The 16644-nt window shown below is 66.8% G+C and carries 22 protein-coding genes; 11 read left to right on the top strand and 11 right to left on the bottom strand.

The annotated features are described in order from the left end of the window. Positions 1 to 146: 146 nt before the first annotated feature. A complete protein-coding gene (locus ACWPXE_RS00155; protein WP_454016167.1) occupies positions 147 to 878 on the top strand; it encodes a helix-turn-helix domain-containing protein in 732 nt (243 codons plus the stop codon). Positions 879 to 977: 99 nt separating this feature from the next. Then, positions 978 to 1352 carry a response regulator gene (locus ACWPXE_RS00160; protein ID WP_454016168.1) on the top strand — a complete coding sequence of 125 codons (375 nt, stop codon included), beginning with the start codon at positions 978 to 980 and terminating at the stop codon, positions 1350 to 1352. A gap of 9 nt (positions 1353 to 1361) precedes the next feature. Here ACWPXE_RS00160 and ACWPXE_RS00165 read toward each other — a convergent pair whose 3' ends face one another. Both ACWPXE_RS00165 and ACWPXE_RS00170 read right to left on the bottom strand, forming a co-directional pair. Beyond that, positions 1362 to 1544, bottom strand: a complete 183-nt coding sequence (locus ACWPXE_RS00165) for a hypothetical protein (RefSeq protein WP_454016169.1) — start codon at positions 1542 to 1544, stop codon at positions 1362 to 1364. Between the two features lie 86 nt (positions 1545 to 1630). After that, entirely contained in the window at positions 1631 to 1915 is a 285-nt protein-coding gene (locus ACWPXE_RS00170) for an HU family DNA-binding protein (RefSeq protein WP_014241890.1), read from the bottom strand. Between the two features lie 177 nt (positions 1916 to 2092). Between ACWPXE_RS00170 and ACWPXE_RS00175 the strand changes: the two genes are divergently transcribed. Genes ACWPXE_RS00175 through ACWPXE_RS00185 form a run of 3 tightly spaced genes read left to right on the top strand, consistent with a single transcriptional unit; the run spans position 2093 to position 4314 of the window. Next, a complete protein-coding gene (locus tag ACWPXE_RS00175; protein WP_454016170.1) occupies positions 2093 to 2635 on the top strand; it encodes a sigma-70 family RNA polymerase sigma factor in 543 nt (180 codons plus the stop codon). Between the two features lie 2 nt (positions 2636 to 2637). Further along, on the top strand, positions 2638 to 3531 hold the full coding sequence (locus tag ACWPXE_RS00180; RefSeq protein WP_454016171.1) for an anti-sigma factor family protein: 894 nt from the start codon (positions 2638 to 2640) through the stop codon (positions 3529 to 3531). 60 nt (positions 3532 to 3591) lie between these two features. Continuing rightward, the gene (locus tag ACWPXE_RS00185) at positions 3592 to 4314 is read left to right on the top strand and encodes a Bax inhibitor-1/YccA family protein (protein ID WP_237907363.1); all 723 of its coding nucleotides are present in this window, start codon (positions 3592 to 3594) and stop codon (positions 4312 to 4314) included. A 72-nt stretch (positions 4315 to 4386) separates the two neighbouring features. On the opposite strand, the gene ACWPXE_RS00190 is transcribed toward ACWPXE_RS00185, so the two are convergent. Beyond that, positions 4387 to 4875 (bottom strand): hypothetical protein, encoded by a 489-nt coding sequence (locus ACWPXE_RS00190; protein ID WP_454016172.1) that lies wholly within the window; start codon positions 4873 to 4875, stop codon positions 4387 to 4389. A gap of 140 nt (positions 4876 to 5015) precedes the next feature. Further along, complete coding sequence (gene oxlT / locus ACWPXE_RS00195; protein WP_237907365.1) at positions 5016 to 6344, bottom strand: oxalate/formate MFS antiporter; 1329 nt, start codon at positions 6342 to 6344, stop codon at positions 5016 to 5018. 762 nt (positions 6345 to 7106) lie between these two features. On the opposite strand from oxlT, the gene napE reads away from it, so the two are divergent. Genes napE through ACWPXE_RS00225 form a run of 6 tightly spaced genes read left to right on the top strand, consistent with a single transcriptional unit; the run spans position 7107 to position 11876 of the window. After that, complete coding sequence (gene napE, locus ACWPXE_RS00200; RefSeq protein ID WP_454016173.1) at positions 7107 to 7328, top strand: periplasmic nitrate reductase, NapE protein; 222 nt, start codon at positions 7107 to 7109, stop codon at positions 7326 to 7328. A 13-nt stretch (positions 7329 to 7341) separates the two neighbouring features. After that, a complete protein-coding gene (gene napF / locus ACWPXE_RS00205; protein WP_454016174.1) occupies positions 7342 to 7854 on the top strand; it encodes a ferredoxin-type protein NapF in 513 nt (170 codons plus the stop codon). Beyond that, positions 7844 to 8158 (top strand): chaperone NapD, encoded by a 315-nt coding sequence (locus ACWPXE_RS00210; RefSeq protein ID WP_454016175.1) that lies wholly within the window; start codon positions 7844 to 7846, stop codon positions 8156 to 8158. The genes napF and ACWPXE_RS00210 overlap by 11 nt, the downstream gene beginning before the upstream one ends. A 44-nt stretch (positions 8159 to 8202) precedes the next feature. After that, positions 8203 to 10695: a periplasmic nitrate reductase subunit alpha gene (gene napA / locus ACWPXE_RS00215; protein WP_454016176.1), complete on the top strand. Its 2493-nt coding sequence runs from the start codon at positions 8203 to 8205 to the stop codon at positions 10693 to 10695. A 15-nt stretch (positions 10696 to 10710) separates the two neighbouring features. Continuing rightward, on the top strand, positions 10711 to 11193 hold the full coding sequence (locus ACWPXE_RS00220; protein ID WP_454016177.1) for a nitrate reductase cytochrome c-type subunit: 483 nt from the start codon (positions 10711 to 10713) through the stop codon (positions 11191 to 11193). After that, the gene (locus ACWPXE_RS00225) at positions 11190 to 11876 is read left to right on the top strand and encodes a NapC/NirT family cytochrome c (RefSeq protein ID WP_454016178.1); all 687 of its coding nucleotides are present in this window, start codon (positions 11190 to 11192) and stop codon (positions 11874 to 11876) included. The genes ACWPXE_RS00220 and ACWPXE_RS00225 overlap by 4 nt, the downstream gene beginning before the upstream one ends. Positions 11877 to 11928: 52 nt before the next feature. On the opposite strand, the gene ACWPXE_RS00230 is transcribed toward ACWPXE_RS00225, so the two are convergent. From ACWPXE_RS00230 to cyoC, 7 genes are all read right to left on the bottom strand, one after another. Continuing rightward, positions 11929 to 12213: an HU family DNA-binding protein gene (locus tag ACWPXE_RS00230; RefSeq protein ID WP_014241890.1), complete on the bottom strand. Its 285-nt coding sequence runs from the start codon at positions 12211 to 12213 to the stop codon at positions 11929 to 11931. 205 nt (positions 12214 to 12418) lie between these two features. After that, a complete protein-coding gene (locus ACWPXE_RS00235; RefSeq protein ID WP_014241891.1) occupies positions 12419 to 12772 on the bottom strand; it encodes a hypothetical protein in 354 nt (117 codons plus the stop codon). A gap of 126 nt (positions 12773 to 12898) precedes the next feature. Next, positions 12899 to 13432, bottom strand: a complete 534-nt coding sequence (locus ACWPXE_RS00240; RefSeq protein WP_454016179.1) for a response regulator transcription factor — start codon at positions 13430 to 13432, stop codon at positions 12899 to 12901. After that, the gene (locus ACWPXE_RS00245; protein WP_454016180.1) at positions 13422 to 14696 is read right to left on the bottom strand and encodes an ATP-binding protein; all 1275 of its coding nucleotides are present in this window, start codon (positions 14694 to 14696) and stop codon (positions 13422 to 13424) included. Before ACWPXE_RS00245 ends, ACWPXE_RS00240 begins: the two co-directional genes overlap by 11 nt. Positions 14697 to 14879: 183 nt before the next feature. Next, positions 14880 to 15614: an SURF1 family protein gene (locus tag ACWPXE_RS00250; RefSeq protein WP_454016181.1), complete on the bottom strand. Its 735-nt coding sequence runs from the start codon at positions 15612 to 15614 to the stop codon at positions 14880 to 14882. Next, positions 15611 to 16012, bottom strand: a complete 402-nt coding sequence (gene cyoD, locus ACWPXE_RS00255) for a cytochrome o ubiquinol oxidase subunit IV (protein ID WP_454016182.1) — start codon at positions 16010 to 16012, stop codon at positions 15611 to 15613. Before cyoD ends, ACWPXE_RS00250 begins: the two co-directional genes overlap by 4 nt. Further along, a complete protein-coding gene (cyoC, locus tag ACWPXE_RS00260) occupies positions 16009 to 16644 on the bottom strand; it encodes a cytochrome o ubiquinol oxidase subunit III (RefSeq protein ID WP_035679814.1) in 636 nt (211 codons plus the stop codon). Before cyoC ends, cyoD begins: the two co-directional genes overlap by 4 nt.

Here is a 16644-nt window from a genome sequence, read left to right on the forward strand (position 1 = left end):
CAATGGCCCCTAGGTAGTCTTACGTACGCAAAGCCCCTTAGGTACAAGACCGAACTGCACAGGGTACCCCGCAGCGCATAACTTCGGCTCATCGAGCGGTTGCCCCACGGGGACGGGCCGCTTCCACGAACGCCGAGGGGCCCGACATGCACGCTCACACCGCCATCGCCGCCCAGCCGACGCGCGTTCCGCACGGCCATCAGGCCGCCGTGATGGCGATGCCGCGTGTCGCCCCCTCCCGCCCCGCCACTGGCTTCGCCGCCAACGACGCCGACCCGCTGGCCGCCATCGCCCAGTTCCGGGTGTTCGACCGCGAGCAGTCGATCTTTGCCGAGGGCGAGACCGCCGACGCCGTCTTCCGGGTGGTCGACGGCATGATCCGCCTCTACAAGCTGCTGCCGGACGGGCGCCGCCAGATCATCGGCTTCCTCCAGGCCGGCGACATGGTCGGTCTGGCCTTCGCCGACCGCTACCTCTACTCCGCCGAGGCGATCACCGCCTCCACCGTCCAGCGCATCCCGCGCTGCCAGCTCGACGCCCTGCTGGACTCCCAGCCCGCCCTGGCCCGCCGGCTGCTGTCGGTCACCACCTCCGAGCTGGTGGCGGCGCAGGACCAGATGCTGCTGCTGGGCCGCAAATCGGCGCTGGAGAAGCTGGCCAGTTTCCTGCTGGCGCTGAGCCGCCGGGCCGGTGCGGGCCGGGCCATCGCCCTGCCGATGAGCCGCTGCGACATCGCCGACCATCTCGGCCTGACCACGGAGACCGTGTCCCGCGGTTTCACCAAGCTGAAGACCTCGCGCCTGATCCGCATCCTGGACGGAGGCCGGGTCGAGCTGCTGGACGCCGAGGCCCTGGCCGACCTCGCCGAGTGCGCCTGAAACCAAGCACCCTGATCACCCTCCGCAATCAAGGGAAATCCATTCGACCGGCCGCAACGTACCCCTTACTCCCTTTGCGTTGCACTGTCAGGCCGAACCATGGAGTCCGTTCCCCACATCCTCGTCGCCGAGGATGAACGCCTTGAAGCCCTGGCCCTTGCCGACACGCTGGAAGGCCAGGGGCTGCGCGTCACGCTGACCCACAACGGATTGGAAGCCATCACCGCCCTGGAAAGCAGCCCGGCGTCGTTGCTGATGACCGACCTGCGCATGCCGGTGATGGATGGCAATGAACTGATTCGCCGGACGCGGGCGCGGCGGCCCGTCCTGCCGGTGATCGTCATGACCGCCGACAGCGGCGCCCTCCGGCACCCGGAATCGGACCGGCTGCGCGTCCTGCACAAGCCCTTCAGCTTCCAGGCGGCGATCGGCGCCGTCCGCGCCATGCTCGAACACGCCCGGCCCTTCGGGTAGAGCCCGGGTTCAGTCGTCGTCCTTGGGGGCGGCGTTGCGGGGCGGCGGCTCGATCACCGGACCGACCTTCACGCTGCGGGCGGTCAACGGCACGATGTCGCCGATCGGCATGTAGGAGCCATCGCCCAATTGTTGCGCCGGCTCCCACCGTCCCTCGACCTTGATCCAGCGGTAGACGTTGTTGCTGCTCATGTCGTCACCAGGAAATTTGGAAAGACGAAAGGGGCGGCGTTGCCGCCGCCCCTTCATCCGATACAAGGATCGTCCTTGCGGAAGGCTTACTCGGCCTTGCCGTTGACGGCGTCCTTGAGGGCCTTGCCGGCGGAGAACTTCGGCGCCTTGGAGGCGGCGATCTTGATCTCCGCACCGGTCTGCGGGTTGCGGCCCGTGCGCTCGCCGCGCTCGGCGATCTCGAACTGGCCGAAGCCCGGCAGCTTGACCGTCTCCCCCTTGACCAGCGCGTCCTGCAGGCTCTCCAGAACCGCATCCAGCGCCTTGCCGGCGTCGGCCTTCGTGCCGCCCAGCTTGCCGGCGATCGCGTCGATGAGATCGGCCTTCGTCATTCCCTACTCCCCTTGTTCATGGAGGAACCCCAGCATTCTCCAGGGCTCCAGGCGCTTCTGACCTACTCCGCCCTGCGTCCGCGCGCAAGCCAATCCCGTGGCGATTTTTTCCCCCGGTGCGGATTAAGCCACGGCATGATCCGTATGCCGAGTGTGAAGAACCAATCCGGGACGGTGATGAAAGACGAGCTGGGACAGCATCTGGACGTTCTGAGGCGCTACGCCCTGGTCCTGATGCGCGACCCCGACCAAGCCGAGGACCTCGTCCAGGAGGCGCTCGTCAAGGCCATCGAGGGAGCGTCGTCCTTCACGGACGGGCGCGACCTGCGCAAGTGGCTGCTCGCCATCGTCCACAACACCTTCGTGGACCGCTGGCGGCGCCAGCAGGCCGAACGCCAGGCGACCGGCGAGCTCAGCTCGATGGCGGAGGAAGGCTCCCCGCCCGCGCAGTTGAGCCACGTCCATCTGGGCCAGACCATCGCGGCCCTGATGACCCTGCCGGTCGAACAGCGGGAGGCCCTGGTGCTCGTGGCGCTCGACGGCATGTCCTACCGGGACGCCGCTGAGTGCCTGGGCATCCCCGTGGGCACCCTGATGTCCCGCCTGGGCCGTGCGCGCGACGCGCTGCGGGCCAAGACGGGCGGCGGGCGCCACCCGGACCAGTCCGACCGAACCCCATCAGACCGGGTCCAGCGCCCCCCGTTGCGCGTGGTGAAATGACGATGAACGAACCGATCAGCGACATCGACCTGAACGCCTATGTGGACGGCGAACTCGACGCGCAGCGCCGCATCGAGGTGGAAGCCTACCTGGAGGCCAATCCTGACGAGGCCGCCCGTGTCATGCACGACATGCGGGTGCGTGACGAGATCCGCCTGTTCATAGCCGGCCCGGCCATTGAGAAGGCGGCGGCCGAAATGGTCGCCCCCGAACCCGGCGCAGACCCCACCGCCGAACCGGCTTCCACCCCGGCCCAGCCGGCGGTCGGCGCCGGCGCGCCGCTGCCGCGGCGCAAGCAGTGGGGGGCGCTGTGGCGCCGCCCGGCGGCGGAGCTGATGAACCGGGCGCGGGCCACCAAGGGCTCGGGCCGCGGGCGGCGGGCGGTGGCGGCGCTGTGCCTCGTCGGGCTCGGCTGGACGGCGCACAGCGCGGTGTCGTCCCTGTCGGTCAACCCCGTCGCCACGGCGCACGCGGCCACCCACTACATCACCATCGCGGCGCAGACCCACCAGCAGGCGCTGCACAGCGGGATCGACTTCAAGCCCTTCGCTGACGCCGCCAATTCCCTGGTGAACCGGCTCGCCCCCGCCAATCCGGAGGTCGCGGTGCCGATCCCGCAGCTCGACATCGGGCAGGCGCCGGACGGGCTGCGCACGGTGGCCTGGGACGGTGGGGTCGCGGTGCAGGCGGCCTACCGCCACGGCGGGTCCGAGCTGATCACGCTGTTTGCCAGCGAGGTCGACCGCTTCGCCGTCACCGAACCCCAGGCGGAGCGGATCGGCAACGTCTCGGTCGCCTATTGGCAGGTCGGGACGACGGTCTACGCGCTGTGCGGCGAACAGCCGGAAAAGGAAATCCTGGCCCACGCCCGCGACGCCCGCATGGCGTGGTTCTGAAGCAGACGCACTGAACGACAAGCATCCGAACGATAAGCATCCGAAGGACATGGTGAGACAATGAGCGGACCCTTCTACGGCAACCAATTCGGCAGCGCGGCGCCGGCCTACGGCGCGGCGTTCGACGAGGGCCTGCGCAAGCACATGCTGCGGGTCTACAACTTCATGATGCTCGGCCTGGGCGTGACGGGGCTTGTGGCGCTGTTCGTGGCGAGCACGCCGGCGCTGTACGTTCCGATCTTCACGACCCCGCTGAAGTGGGTGGTGATGCTGGCGCCGCTGGCCTTCATCATGGTGCTGTCCTTCCGCTTCCACGCGATGTCGGCCAGCGCGCTGCAGGGGCTGTTCTGGGCCTTCTGCGCGGTGATGGGCGTGTCGATGGCGTCGATCTTCCTGGTCTTCACCGGGGCCAGCGTGGCGCGGGTGTTCTTCATCACCGCGGCGATGTTCGCGGCGATGAGCCTGTGGGGCTACACCACCAAGGCCGACCTGTCGAAGATGGGCTCGTTCCTGATGATGGGCCTGATCGGCATCGTCATCGCCAGTCTGGTCAACATCTTCGTCGGCTCCAGCGCGCTGCAGTTCGCCATCTCGGTCATCGGCGTGGTCATCTTCACCGGCCTGACCGCCTACGACACCCAGCGCATCAAGGAGGAGTACGCCGAGGGCTACGGGCACGAGGGCAACACCAAGCTCGCCGTCATGGGCGCTCTCTCCCTCTACCTCAACTTCATCAACCTCTTCCAGATGCTGATGCAGCTCATGGGACAGCGCGAGGAGTAAGGCGGCGCTTCCATCCGGTGCACCGCCTGCCGGAAAGGGCCGGCCGCTTCCCGCGGCCGGCCCTTTTCCTTTTTACGGCTTGCCCTTTGCCGGAGCGGCGTCGGGCCTGGGCGGATACTCCACCGACACGATGTGCAGGGAGTTGTTCGGGAAAGAGCAGGCCGCGTCCGGCGCCACTTGGGACGCCGGATCGAAGGCGTAGGGACGGGGGGACCGGCCGGCCAACGCCCCGCTCCCCCCTCCAGCCGCCCCGGCCGCCGCCGTCTGCACGCCCGGCCCGGTCACACGCGACGTCCAGGGCGCTCCGGTGAAGACGCCCGGCGTCGATTCCTCCGCCCACAGCCACAGCACACGGGTGCCCACCGGCTGCGGCTGCGTGAAGGAGTGCAGCACCCGCTCGCAGGTCTCCCGGTCCATGTTGTGGATCGCCCGTTCGACCACCGTGTTCTCCGTCCGGGGCGCCCAGCGCGACAGCAGCAGCGAGCCGAGGGCCACGCTGACCGCCACCCCGCCCAGCGAGCACGCGACCACCAGCCGGAAACTGCCGTCGTCCTTTGCCATACCCTGCCCCCGCCGTCGATTGTCCATGCCCCCTCCGCCGACATGCTTCACCCTCCCGTCCCGTTTCGCAAGGCCGTCCGGAACGCCGAAAAGGGGGCCACGCGCGTGGCCCCCTTTCGGTCGGTCCGCCGGAGCGGAGGTTACGGGCTGGCTGCCGCGGTGACCGGACCCGTGCCCTGCTGGGCGGCGAGTTCGGCGTTGCGGGCATGGTGCCGGCGCAGCATTGGCCGCAGGACCGCGATGGCGCAGAAGGCCGCGATGAGGTCCATGGTGGCACAGATGTAGAGCACGGTCGCCCAGGTGCCGGTGGCTTCCATCAGCAGGTTGCCCAGCGGGACCAGCAGCGCCGCAACGCCCTTGGCGCAGTACAGCACGCCGTAGATCTTCGCCGCGTGCTTGGTGCCGAAGGTGTCCGCCGAGGTGGCGCTGAACAGGCTGTACACTTCGCCCCAGGCCAGGAACACCATACCCGACAGGATCAGGAACATGATCGGGTCGTGGCCGAAGCGGCTGAGCATCAGGATGCCGATGCCTTCGAAGGTGAAGGCGATGAACATCGTCGCTTCACGGCCGATGTGGTCGGAGATGAAGCCGAACAGCGGACGGGAAATGCCGTTCATCACGCGGTCGAGCATCAGCGCGAAGGGCAGTGCCGCCATGGTGATGCCGAACAGGCTGATCGGGGCTTCCTTCACGCCCAGATCGTGGGCGATCACGCCGAGCTGGGCCACCGCCATCAGACCGCCCGAGACGGTGCAGATGAACATGACCATCATGACCCAGAAGACCGGCGTCTGCAGCGCTTCCTTGAGCGTGTAGTCGCGGCGGGACTGCAGGACCTTGGTCGAGGCCTTCACCTGATCCTTCTGCGGGGCGCGCAGGAAGAAGGCGGCGGCGATGATGATCGCACCCTGCAGCAGGCCGAACCAGAAGAAGGTCGCCTGATAACCGGAGGAATGGATCATGTTGGCGATCGGCAGGATGGTCAGGGCCGAACCGGCACCGTAGCCGCCCGCGGTCAGGCCGACGGCGAGGCCGCGCTTGTCCGGAAACCATTTGATCGCGCTGTTGACGCAGGTGGCGTAGACGCAGCCGACGCCGATGCCGCCGATGGCCGAGCCGACATAGAGCATGCCGAGCGAGCCGGCGTAGCTGTCGACGATCCAGGAGAGGCCGGTCATCACGCCGCCGAAGGCGACGATGACGCGGGGGCCGTAACGGTCGATGAAGTAGCCTTCGATGGGGGTCAGCCAGGTCTGGACGACGACGAAGACGGTGAAGGCGGTCTGGATCGAGGCGCGGGTCCAGCCATGGGTGGCCTGGATTTCCGGCACGAACAGCGTCCAGGCATACTGGATGTTGGCCGCGGCCACCATACAGACGATGCCGACGACGATCTGCATCCAACGCGCGCCTTCGGAAATGGGCGCCTGCGAGCCGCCAGGCGGTGCAGCGATGGACTGACTCATTACTCTTCCTCCCCAATGCGGTGATCGAACACTCAACTCAGCCGGGCGGGGCCGATGGTTGTTGTCGCATTGCCTTTTCTCTGGGGCTTGCGTGCCCTTCACGTTTTGGCGGGAGCACCACCGCCACCGTTGGGAGAGGCTTGGTGTTCCGCATTTCGTACTTGGTATACCACACAATCAGCGGAACACAACATCCGTTTCAGGAATCACAGCACAATTAATCCCCGCTGTCGCAACTATCGTTCAAGGTATGCCCTACGGAATGGCACCATCAAAGCAGCAAAACTTTCGTACTATAACTTGTAAATGACAAAAAAAAGGCCGCGCCAAAGCAGGCGCGGCCTCTGATTGAGTTCGCTTCACTTACGATCACAACAGTGGAGAAGCCGTTACACCAAGAACGGCTGTTCCAATCTTACAGAACTTCAGATCATCAGCAACCTCGTAGTCGATCCAATCTGTATGCCCTGTACGAATCGGAAATAAACAATCCGGAGACCCAAATCACACCAAGGCCGTCCGACCTCCTTATCCCCTCTTCAATCAGTTTACGATCCCGCGCCCCGCTTAATCCCGGGGACCCTCAAAAAAAGTTCGCGCCCCAAATCATCCGCGTCCAAGGCCATGCCGCGGCGCGCCGGGGCGGTGTCCATCGCACGCTCGGCCGCATGGAACAGAAGCGACGCTCAACCTGTTGTTGGGATGTCCGACCGCCTCCCCGGCTGTCGGCAACACCATCGCCCGCCAAAAACGGGAGCCGCCATGAGCCGCCGCCATTCTCCGGACCCAGCCCGCTTCCCATCGCGCGCCGCCGCCAGCCCGCCCCTGCCCGATCCCGGCGCGAAGCGGCGGGAAATCGCCATGTTCCTTGTTATGGCGGTGGTGATCTGGCCGATCCTGTCGATCGCCGTCGTGGGCGGCTACGGCTTCCTGGTCTGGATGTCGCAACTCATCATGGGTCCGCCTGGTCCGCCCCCGGTCTGAGGGGTACGGTGCCATGGCCGATGAATCGGTCGACTTAGGGCGACGAGGCTTTCTTCGCGGACGGCGACGCACCGAACCGGCACCGTTGCGCCCGCCCTGGTCCCGGACAGAGCGCTTCACCGACCTGTGCACGCGCTGCGGTGCCTGCGTCGACGCCTGCCCCGAGGGGATCATCCGCCGGGGGGACGGCGGTTTTCCCGAGGTCGATTTCCGGCGGGGCGAGTGCAGTTTCTGCGCGGCCTGTGCCGATTCCTGCCCCGAGCCGGTCTTCGACCGTGTCGCCGCCAGCCCTTGGACGCTGGCCGTGCGCATTGGACCATCCTGCCTCGCCATGAACCGCGTCGTCTGCCGAAGCTGCCGCGACGCCTGTCCGGAATCGGCCATCCGCTTCGCCTTGGCGCCCGGCGGCGTGGCGGTCCCCGTGGTCGAGGACGACTCCTGCACCGGCTGCGGCGCATGTCTGGCCGCCTGCCCCGCCGACGCCGTCACGTTGCACCCCGGACCGGAGACCGCCCATGCACCCTGAAGCCCACGACCGATTGGCCGAAGCACCGGCGGAATGGCACATCGCCTCCATCCTCGTCCATCTGCGGCCCGAGCGAAGCCCCGACGTGCGGGCCGCCGTCGCCGCGCTGGGCGACGTGGAAGTCCATGCGGAGGAGCGGGGCCGGATGGTGGTGACCGTGGAAGGCCCCCACGAGGGCCGCATCGCCGACCGCATGACCGCCATCCACCTGATGCCCGGCGTGATGTCGGCGGTCATGGTCTTCCACCATGCCGAGCCGATGGCGGCCCGGACCGCGGAGAAGGTCGATACGGCGCGGCGTTGACGCGTCCGGATTTCACATTCGTCAAGAAAAAGGGGGAGGAACCCATGCTTGACCGGCGGGATTTCATCAAGGCGCAGGCGGTCGCGGCCGCCGCCACGGCGGGGGGCATCAGCCTGCCCGCCATGGCCCAACAATCCATGGTGGCGGGCGAGGACGCCCAGCTCACCTGGTCCAAGGCGCCCTGCCGCTTCTGCGGCACCGGATGCAGCGTCATGGTCGCCACCAAGGACAACCGCGTCGTCGCCACCCACGGCGACATGCAGGCGGAGGTCAACCGCGGCCTGAACTGCGTTAAGGGCTATTTCCTGTCCAAGATCATGTACGGACAGGACCGGCTGACCCAGCCTCTGCTGCGCATGCGCGATGGCAAATACCACAAGGATGGGGAATTCCGCCCGGTTTCCTGGGACGAGGCCTTCGACGAGATGGCCCGCCAATGGAAGCGGGTGCTGAAGGAGAAGGGGCCGGACGCCGTCGGCATGTTCGGGTCCGGCCAATGGACGATCTGGGAGGGCTACGCCGCGTCCAAGCTGATGCGCGCCGGCTTCCGCACCAACAATCTGGACCCCAACGCCCGCCACTGCATGGCGTCGGCCGCCGTAGCCTTCATCCGCACCTTCGGCATGGACGAGCCGATGGGCTGCTACGACGATTTCGAGCACGCCGACGCCTTCGTCCTCTGGGGCTCCAACATGGCGGAGATGCACCCCATCCTGTGGACCCGCATCACCGACCGGCGGCTGGCCCACAACCATGTGAAGGTGGCCGTCCTCTCGACCTTCGAGCACCGCAGCTTCGAATTGGCCGACGTGCCGATGATTTTCGAGCCGGGGACCGACCTGGCCATATTGAACTACATCGCCAACCACATCATCCAGACCGGGCGGGTGAACAAGGAGTTCATCGAAAAGCACTGCAGCTTCCGCCTGGGGCAGAAGGACATCGGCTACGGCCTGCGCCCCGAAAGCGTTCTGGAGGTGCGCGCCGCCAACGCCAAGGACCCGACCGACTCCAAGCCCATGAGTTTCGACGAGTTCTCCACATTCGTCAGCGAGTACACGCTGGAGAAGGTGGCGGAGCTGAGCAAGGTCCCCAAAGAGCGGCTGCTGGCGCTCGCCGAGATGTACGCCGACCCGAAGATCAAGGTCATGTCGCTGTGGACCATGGGGTTCAACCAGCACGTCCGCGGCGTGTGGGTGAACCACATGGTCTACAACATCCACCTTCTGACTGGAAAAATCTCGGAACCGGGCAACAGCCCCTTCTCGCTGACCGGCCAGCCCTCAGCCTGCGGCACGGCGCGCGAGGTCGGCACCTTCGCCCACCGGCTGCCCGCCGACATGCAGGTGACCAACCCCACCCACCGCTCCCATGTCGAGGAGGGCTGGAAGATCCCCAAGGGCCTGCTGCCCGGCAAGATCGGCTATCACGCCGTCCTGCAGGACCGGATGCTGAAGGACGGAAAGCTCAACGCCTACTGGATCATGGTCAACAACAACCTCCAAGCGGCGCCCAACAGCGACAACGAGACCTATCCCGGTTACCGCAATCCAGAGAACTTCATTGTCGTCTCGGACGCCTACCCGACGGTGACCGCCGCCGCCGCCGACCTGATTCTGCCCGCCGCCATGTGGGTGGAGAAGGAGGGCGCCTACGGCAACGCCGAACGGCGGACCCATTTCTGGCACCAGCTCGTCAACGCGCCGGGCGAGGCGCGCTCGGACCTCTGGCAGCTCATGGAGTTCTCCAAGCGCTTCACCACCGACGAGGTGTGGCCGAAGGAGATCCTGGACGCCAATCCCGACTTCCGCGGCAAGACCCTGTTCGACGTGCTGTTCCGCAACGGCAACGTCGACCGCTTCCCCGTGTCGGAGCTGGACCCCGCCTACGAGAACCGGGAGTCGAAGGAATTCGGCTTCTACGTGCAGAAAGGCCTGTTCGAGGAGTACGCCGCCTTTGGGCGCGGCCATGGCCACGATCTGGCGCCCTTCGACACCTATCACGAGGTGCGCGGGCTGCGCTGGCCGGTGGTTGAGGGCAAGGAGACGAAGTGGCGCTACCGGGAGGGGCTCGACCCCTACGTCCCGAAGGGCGAGGGGGTACGCTTCTACGGAAATCCGGACGGCAAGGCCAACCTGTTCGCCTTCCCCTACGAACCCCCGGCGGAATCGCCGGACAAGGACTTCGACCTGTGGCTGGTCACGGGGCGCGTGCTGGAGCACTGGCACTCCGGCTCCATGACCATGCGGGTGCCCGAACTTTACAAGGCCATGCCGATGGCGCTGGTCTACATGCACCCGGACGACGCGCAGTCGCGCGGCCTGCGCCGCGGCTCGGAGGTCAAGGTGATGTCGCGGCGCGGCGAGATGCGCACGCGGGTCGAGACGCGCGGGCGCAACCGGCCGCCGCGCGGCGTGGTCTTCGTGCCCTGGTTCGATTCGGCGCGACTCATCAACAAATGCACGCTCGACGCTACCGACCCGATCAGCAAGCAGACGGACTTCAAGAAGTGCGCCGTCAAGATCGTGGCCGTCTGAGGGAGGACCGCAACCATGCGCCGCCATCTCATGCTCGTGCTGGCCGCGGCCCTGCCCTGCCTCGTGCCGGCAATGCTCGCCGCCCAGGGAACCGGACAGGTCCGGGAGCCCTTCCGCCCGCCGATCCAGTTCACCGACGAGGACCCGGCCCCGCCGATCCCCGCCGACGTCACCGACGACCGGCGGGTCGCCCGCAACTATCCGGAACAGCCTCCGGTCATCCCGCACAACATCCGCGATTATCAGATCAGCCTGAACAACAACCAGTGCCTGACATGCCACAGCCGCCAGTTCACCGGGGCCACCCAGGCGCCGATGATCAGCATCACCCACTACGTCGACCGCGAAGGCCAGACCCTGGGCGCGGTGGCGCCGCGCCGCTATTTCTGCACGCAGTGCCATGTCCCCCAGACCGTGGCGCAGCCCATCGTCCCGAACACCTTCAGGGACATGGACAGCCTCATCAGCCGCCCGTCGGACGGGGGTGACCGGCGATGAAGCTGCCCGATTTCCTGCTGCGGCCCTGGCGGATCATCGCGGGGCCGAGCCGTTACCTCAGCCTGGGCTTCCTGACGCTGGGCGGCTTCCTGGCCGGCGTGATGTTCTGGGGCGGCTTCAACACCGCCCTGGAGGTCACCAACACCGAGAAGTTCTGCACGAGCTGCCACGAGATGCGGGACAATGTGTTCGAGGAGCTGAAGACCACCATCCACTTCACCAACCGCTCCGGCGTGCGGGCGACCTGCCCGGACTGCCACGTCCCCCACAACTGGACCGACAAGATCGCCCGCAAGATGCAGGCCTCGAAGGAGGTCTGGGGCAAGATCTTCGGCACCATCAGCACGCGCGACAAGTTCGTGGAGAAGCGGCGCGAGCTGGCCGAGCATGAGTGGGCGCGGCTGAAGGCGAACAATTCCCTGGAATGCCGCAATTGCCACAGCGCGGAATCGATGGACATCACCAAGCAGGGGGCGCGGGCGGCGCGCATCCATCAGCAATATCTGTTCAGCGGGCAGCGCACCTGCATCGATTGCCACAAGGGCATCGCCCACCGCCTGCCGAACATGGACGGCGTCCCGCCGGGCTGGAGCGAAGCGTCCAACGAAACGGGCAACGAGAGCGACGACCCGCTCGGCCGCTGGCTGGCCGACGCCACGCCGGGACCGGCGAACCCGCATTGAGCGGGTGGTGAAATCCCCTCTCCCCGGGAGGGAGAGGGGCAAATCGGCGCCGTTACTCGGCCTTGCCGTTGACGGCGTCCTTGAGGGCCTTGCCGGCGGAGAACTTCGGCGCCTTGGAGGCGGCGATCTTGATCTCCGCACCGGTCTGCGGGTTGCGGCCCGTGCGCTCGCCGCGCTCGGCGATCTCGAACTGGCCGAAGCCCGGCAGCTTGACCGTCTCCCCCTTGACCAGCGCGTCCTGCAGGCTCTCCAGAACCGCGTCCAGCGCCTTGCCGGCGTCGGCCTTCGTGCCGCCCAGCTTGCCGGCGATCGCGTCGATGAGATCGGCCTTCGTCATTCCCAAATTCCCCTTGTTCGTGGCGGAACCCCAGCATGTTCCAGGGCTCCAGGCGCCTCTGACCTACCCTGCCGGGCGGCAGCGCGCAAGATGCTCCCGCCCGGAATCGACCGGGCGCGACGCTGTGACCCGCAAAAAGTCGGCGATTCCCGCCAATCCGGCGGATTCGTCTATGCCGAACAGGCGAGCCATCCCCCAACAGAGGTCAATTGACCAGGGCGGCCTTGACCAGAACGGCGGCGCTTTCCGTGGTGTCGCGCTTGTCCAGCTTCTTGGCGACCTCCTCGATCTCGGCGACCGGCATGACCCGGCGGGCCTGCTTGGCCGCGGTGACGAGGCGGCGCTGCGCGAGACGGACCTGATCGCCCAGCTCGGTCAGCGTCTGGTAAGCCTTGCGGCGGGCCTGGGTGTCGATGCTGCCGCTCGTCTCGGTCGCGCGTTCGGTCGCAGCAGCCAGATCCTTGCACGACTGGAGGTACGTGGAGATGGCGTCCGTCAAAAGACGGCGGGCCTCGGTCCGCGGATCGGAGGGGCTGCTGCTCGACGTGGAAAGAGACACTTCACACTGCTCCTTGCTGCTGCGTATGACACACGACTGTAACAGGCCGTGAAAAATGGGCGGAGTGGCGGCCATTGTCCAGCGGCCATGCGCATCCTTTGACCGACTGGACAGGGGAACGCCCGTTCAGGGCACCTGCTTCTTCTCCAGCTTGCGGGCCAGGGTGCGCCGGTGCATGCCCAGGCGGCGGGCGGTTTCGGAGATGTTGAAGCCGGTTTCCGCCAGGGTTTCGTGGATACGCTCCCACTCCAGCGTCTTGAGCGAGGTCGCCCGCGCGCCCAGGGCAATGGAGGGATCGCCCTCCGTGCGCTCGAAGGCCGCCTCGATGTCGTCGGTGTTGGAGGGCTTGGCGAGATAATGGCAGGCTCCCAGCTTGATCGCCTCAACCGCCGTGGCGATGCTGGCGAAGCCGGTCAGGACGACGATCCGCGTCTCGGGGTCGTTGGCATGCAGTTCCCGCACGCATTCCAGGCCGGAGCCGTTGCCCAGCTTCAGGTCCACCACCGCGTAGGCGAAGGGCAGCGTCTCCAGCAGAGCCCGCAGCCCGTCCAGGCTGTCGCACCAGTAGACCTGATAGCCCCGGCGCTCGAAGGAGCGGCGCAGGACCTTGGCGAAGGCGGCATCGTCCTCCACCAGCACGAGGGAACGGTCAGTCTCCATGGCTCTCTCCCGCGGACAGGGCGGCGAGCGGCAGGGTCATGGTGACGGAAGCGCCGCCACCGGGGCGGTTGCGCGCGGCGACCGAGCCGCCCAGCTTGCGCACCACGTTGACCACCAGGAAGAGGCCCAGCCCGCCGCCGGGCCGCCCCTTGCTCGACCGGTAGGGTTTGCCAAATTCCGCCAGCATCCGCTCCTCGAAGCCGGGGCCGGCGTCGTTGACGGTCAGGACGAGGCTGTCCCCCTGCCGCCCGGCGGCGATGCCGACCCAGCCGGGAGACACCTCCAGCGCGTTGTCCAGCACGTTGAAGATCACCTGCTTCAGCGCGAGGTCGGAGATGATCCCCTCCCGCGAGCGGACGCTGTTGTCGTAATCGACGCAGGCCGGCGACCGGCTGTCCTTCCACTCCGCCACCAGATCGTCCAGGAAGGCGGTCACGGTGGTGCGCAGCGTCCCCTCCCCCCGCGCCTCGCCGGAGGACAGGAGGATGCCCGACACGATGGCCTTGCAGCGGTTGATCTGGTTCTGCATCTCGGCGATGTCCTCGGCCATGTCGGGATCGCCCTTGACCACCGGCATCCGCCGCCAGTCGTTCACGATCACCGACAGCGTGGCGAGCGGCGTCCCCAGCTCATGCGCGGCGCCGGAGGCGAGCAGGCCGAGGCGCACGATGTGGTCCTCCTCCATGGAGCGCTGGCGCAGGTCCGCCAGATGGGCGTCGCGGGCGCGCAGGTTGCGGGTGATCTGGGTGATGAAGGGAACGATCAGGCTGGCCGTCAGCACGAAGCACAGGAACATGCCCTGGATGTGCAGCCCCAGCAGAAGCCCCTCCAGCCCCGGCGGCAGGGCCAGCGGACGGTAGGCGCCGATCAGCAGCGTGAAGCAGGCCGTGGCGACCAGCACCAGCGCCCAGGCCGACCAAGCCTCCAGCAGCACCGCCCCCAACGTGATCTGCAGAAGGTAGAGCGAGATGAAGGGGTTGGACGCGCCGCCGCTGAGGTAGAGCTGGACCGTAAGCGCAGACACGTCGATCAGCAGCTCCAGGAAAAGCTGGGTGTTCGACACCGAGGTTTGGCGGCGCAGATGCAGGACGCTGGCGATGTTCAGCGCGACCAGGAACAGGATCACCGCGCCCATTTGGTCGAGCGGCAGGGTGATGCCCATCTGGTAGTGCACGATCAGAATCGTCACCACCTGCCCGGCGACGGCGAGCCAGCGCAACTGCACCAGCAGGAACAGGTTCTTCTTGTCGGTGGTGTCGCGCACGGAAAATGTCTGGCCCTTCGCCGGCTTCCTTCGGTCCCCTGTTATATGGGCACGATACTCCGGCTTGGCAGCCTTGCCATGGAATCCGGGCGGTCTCGATAGCACAAAAAAGCCAGGTGGAAGAGTCCGCGCGGGAGCCCTTTCCATCCGGCGAAAGACCATGAAGAAAAAGAGATTACTTCTTCAACCCCGGCGCCGCCGTTCACTGCGCGCGACATAGAGCGATGCGGCGATCAGCATGAGCGCCAGGGCGAACCACGTCAGCGCATACACGAGGTGGTTGTTCCTGAACTTCAACACGGTCAGCCCGCCGACCGGAGAACCGCCCGGCGGGCTGGCCTCGGCGTCGATGAAATAGGGGGCCGCCTCCGTCACGCCGCGGGCCGCCGCGATGGCCGCCACGTCGCGCGAGTACCAGCGGTCCTGCGCGGGATCGTTGGTGCGCAGGAAACCGCCCCCCGGCTCGGTCACCCGCAGCAGGCCGGTGACCGTGGTGTCCGTATCGATCAGCCCGTCGGGGCGGCTGTCGGTGCTGCGCCGCTCGGGCGGTACGAAGCCCCGGTTGATCAGAACGGTGAAGCCCCGGTCGGTGCGCAAGGGGGTCAGTACCCAGAAGCCGCCGCCCCGCTCGGTCACCGCCTGGACCAGGGTTTCCTTGTCGTTGAGGAAACGCCCGGTGACGCTGACCCGCCGGTATTCCTGGCTGGCCGCCGTGACGGCGGGCCAATCCTCCAGGCCGGGGGCGAGAACGGGGGCGGCCTGCACCCGCTCCTCCACCCGCTGGATCAGGTCCAGCTTCCAGAACAGCCGCTCGACCTGCCAGACGCCGAGCGACGTGAAGACGGCGACTCCCGCCAGCGCCAGGACGCCGAGAAGGATCAGCCCCCGGCGCGGACGGTGGGTCGCCGTGCCGGTCACGGCAGTTGGCTCGGGTCGTGGATCGGCATCATGTTGGTGTTCAGGTGGTACATCACCCACAACGAACCGGCCAGCATGATGACCACGACGATGATCGTGAAGATCAGCGACAGCATGGTCCACCCGCCTTCCGCACGTCCGTTCATGTGCAGGAAGAAGATCATGTGGACGACGACCTGGACGGCGGCGAGCGCCATGATCGCCATCGCGGTCATGTTCTTGTCCAGGATCGTCCCGTCCATGACCAGCCAGAAGGGAATGACCGTCAGGATCACCGACAGGACGAAGCCGATCACGTAGCTGCCGAGCGTCCCGTGGGCGTGCCCGTCGTCCCCGTGGCCGTGGTCGTGATGCCCGGCCCCATGATGCCCGGAATGATGTTCGGCGTGAGAACTCATCGCAGCATTCCCATCAGATAGACGAAGGTGAAGACGCCGATCCAGATGACGTCCAGGAAGTGCCAGAACAGGCTGAGGCACATCAGGCGCCGGCGGTTGGCCGGGATCAGGCCACGCTTGTTGACCTGGACCATCAGCGTCACCAGCCAGACGAGGCCGAAAGTGACGTGCAGGCCGTGGGTGCCGACCAGCGTGAAGAAGGACGACAGGAAGGCGCTGCGCTGCGGGGTCGCCCCGATGTGGATCAGGTGGGCGAACTCGTAGAGCTCGATGGCCAGGAAGGCGGCGCCGAACAGGCCGGTCACCGCCAGCCACAGCTGGGTCTGCGACACCCGCCCCTTCTCCATCGCCAGCATGGCGAAGCCATAGGTGATGGAGGAGAACAGCAGCATGGCGGTGTTCAGCGCCACCAGCGGCAGGTCGAACAGGTCCTTGGGTGCGGGCCCGGCGGCGTAGTTGGCGCCGAGAACGCCGTAGGTCGCGAACAGCACCGCGAAGATGAGGCAGTCGCTCATCAGGTAGATCCAGAAGCCTAGCATGGTGCTGGAGCCTTCGGGGTGCGCGTGCTCGTCCACAACGTGGAACACCGGAGCCTGGCTGCGGGGCCGCTCGGCTGTCAGGGTCGTGCTCAT

It is taken from the genome of Azospirillum sp. Marseille-Q6669, assembly GCF_965111635.1.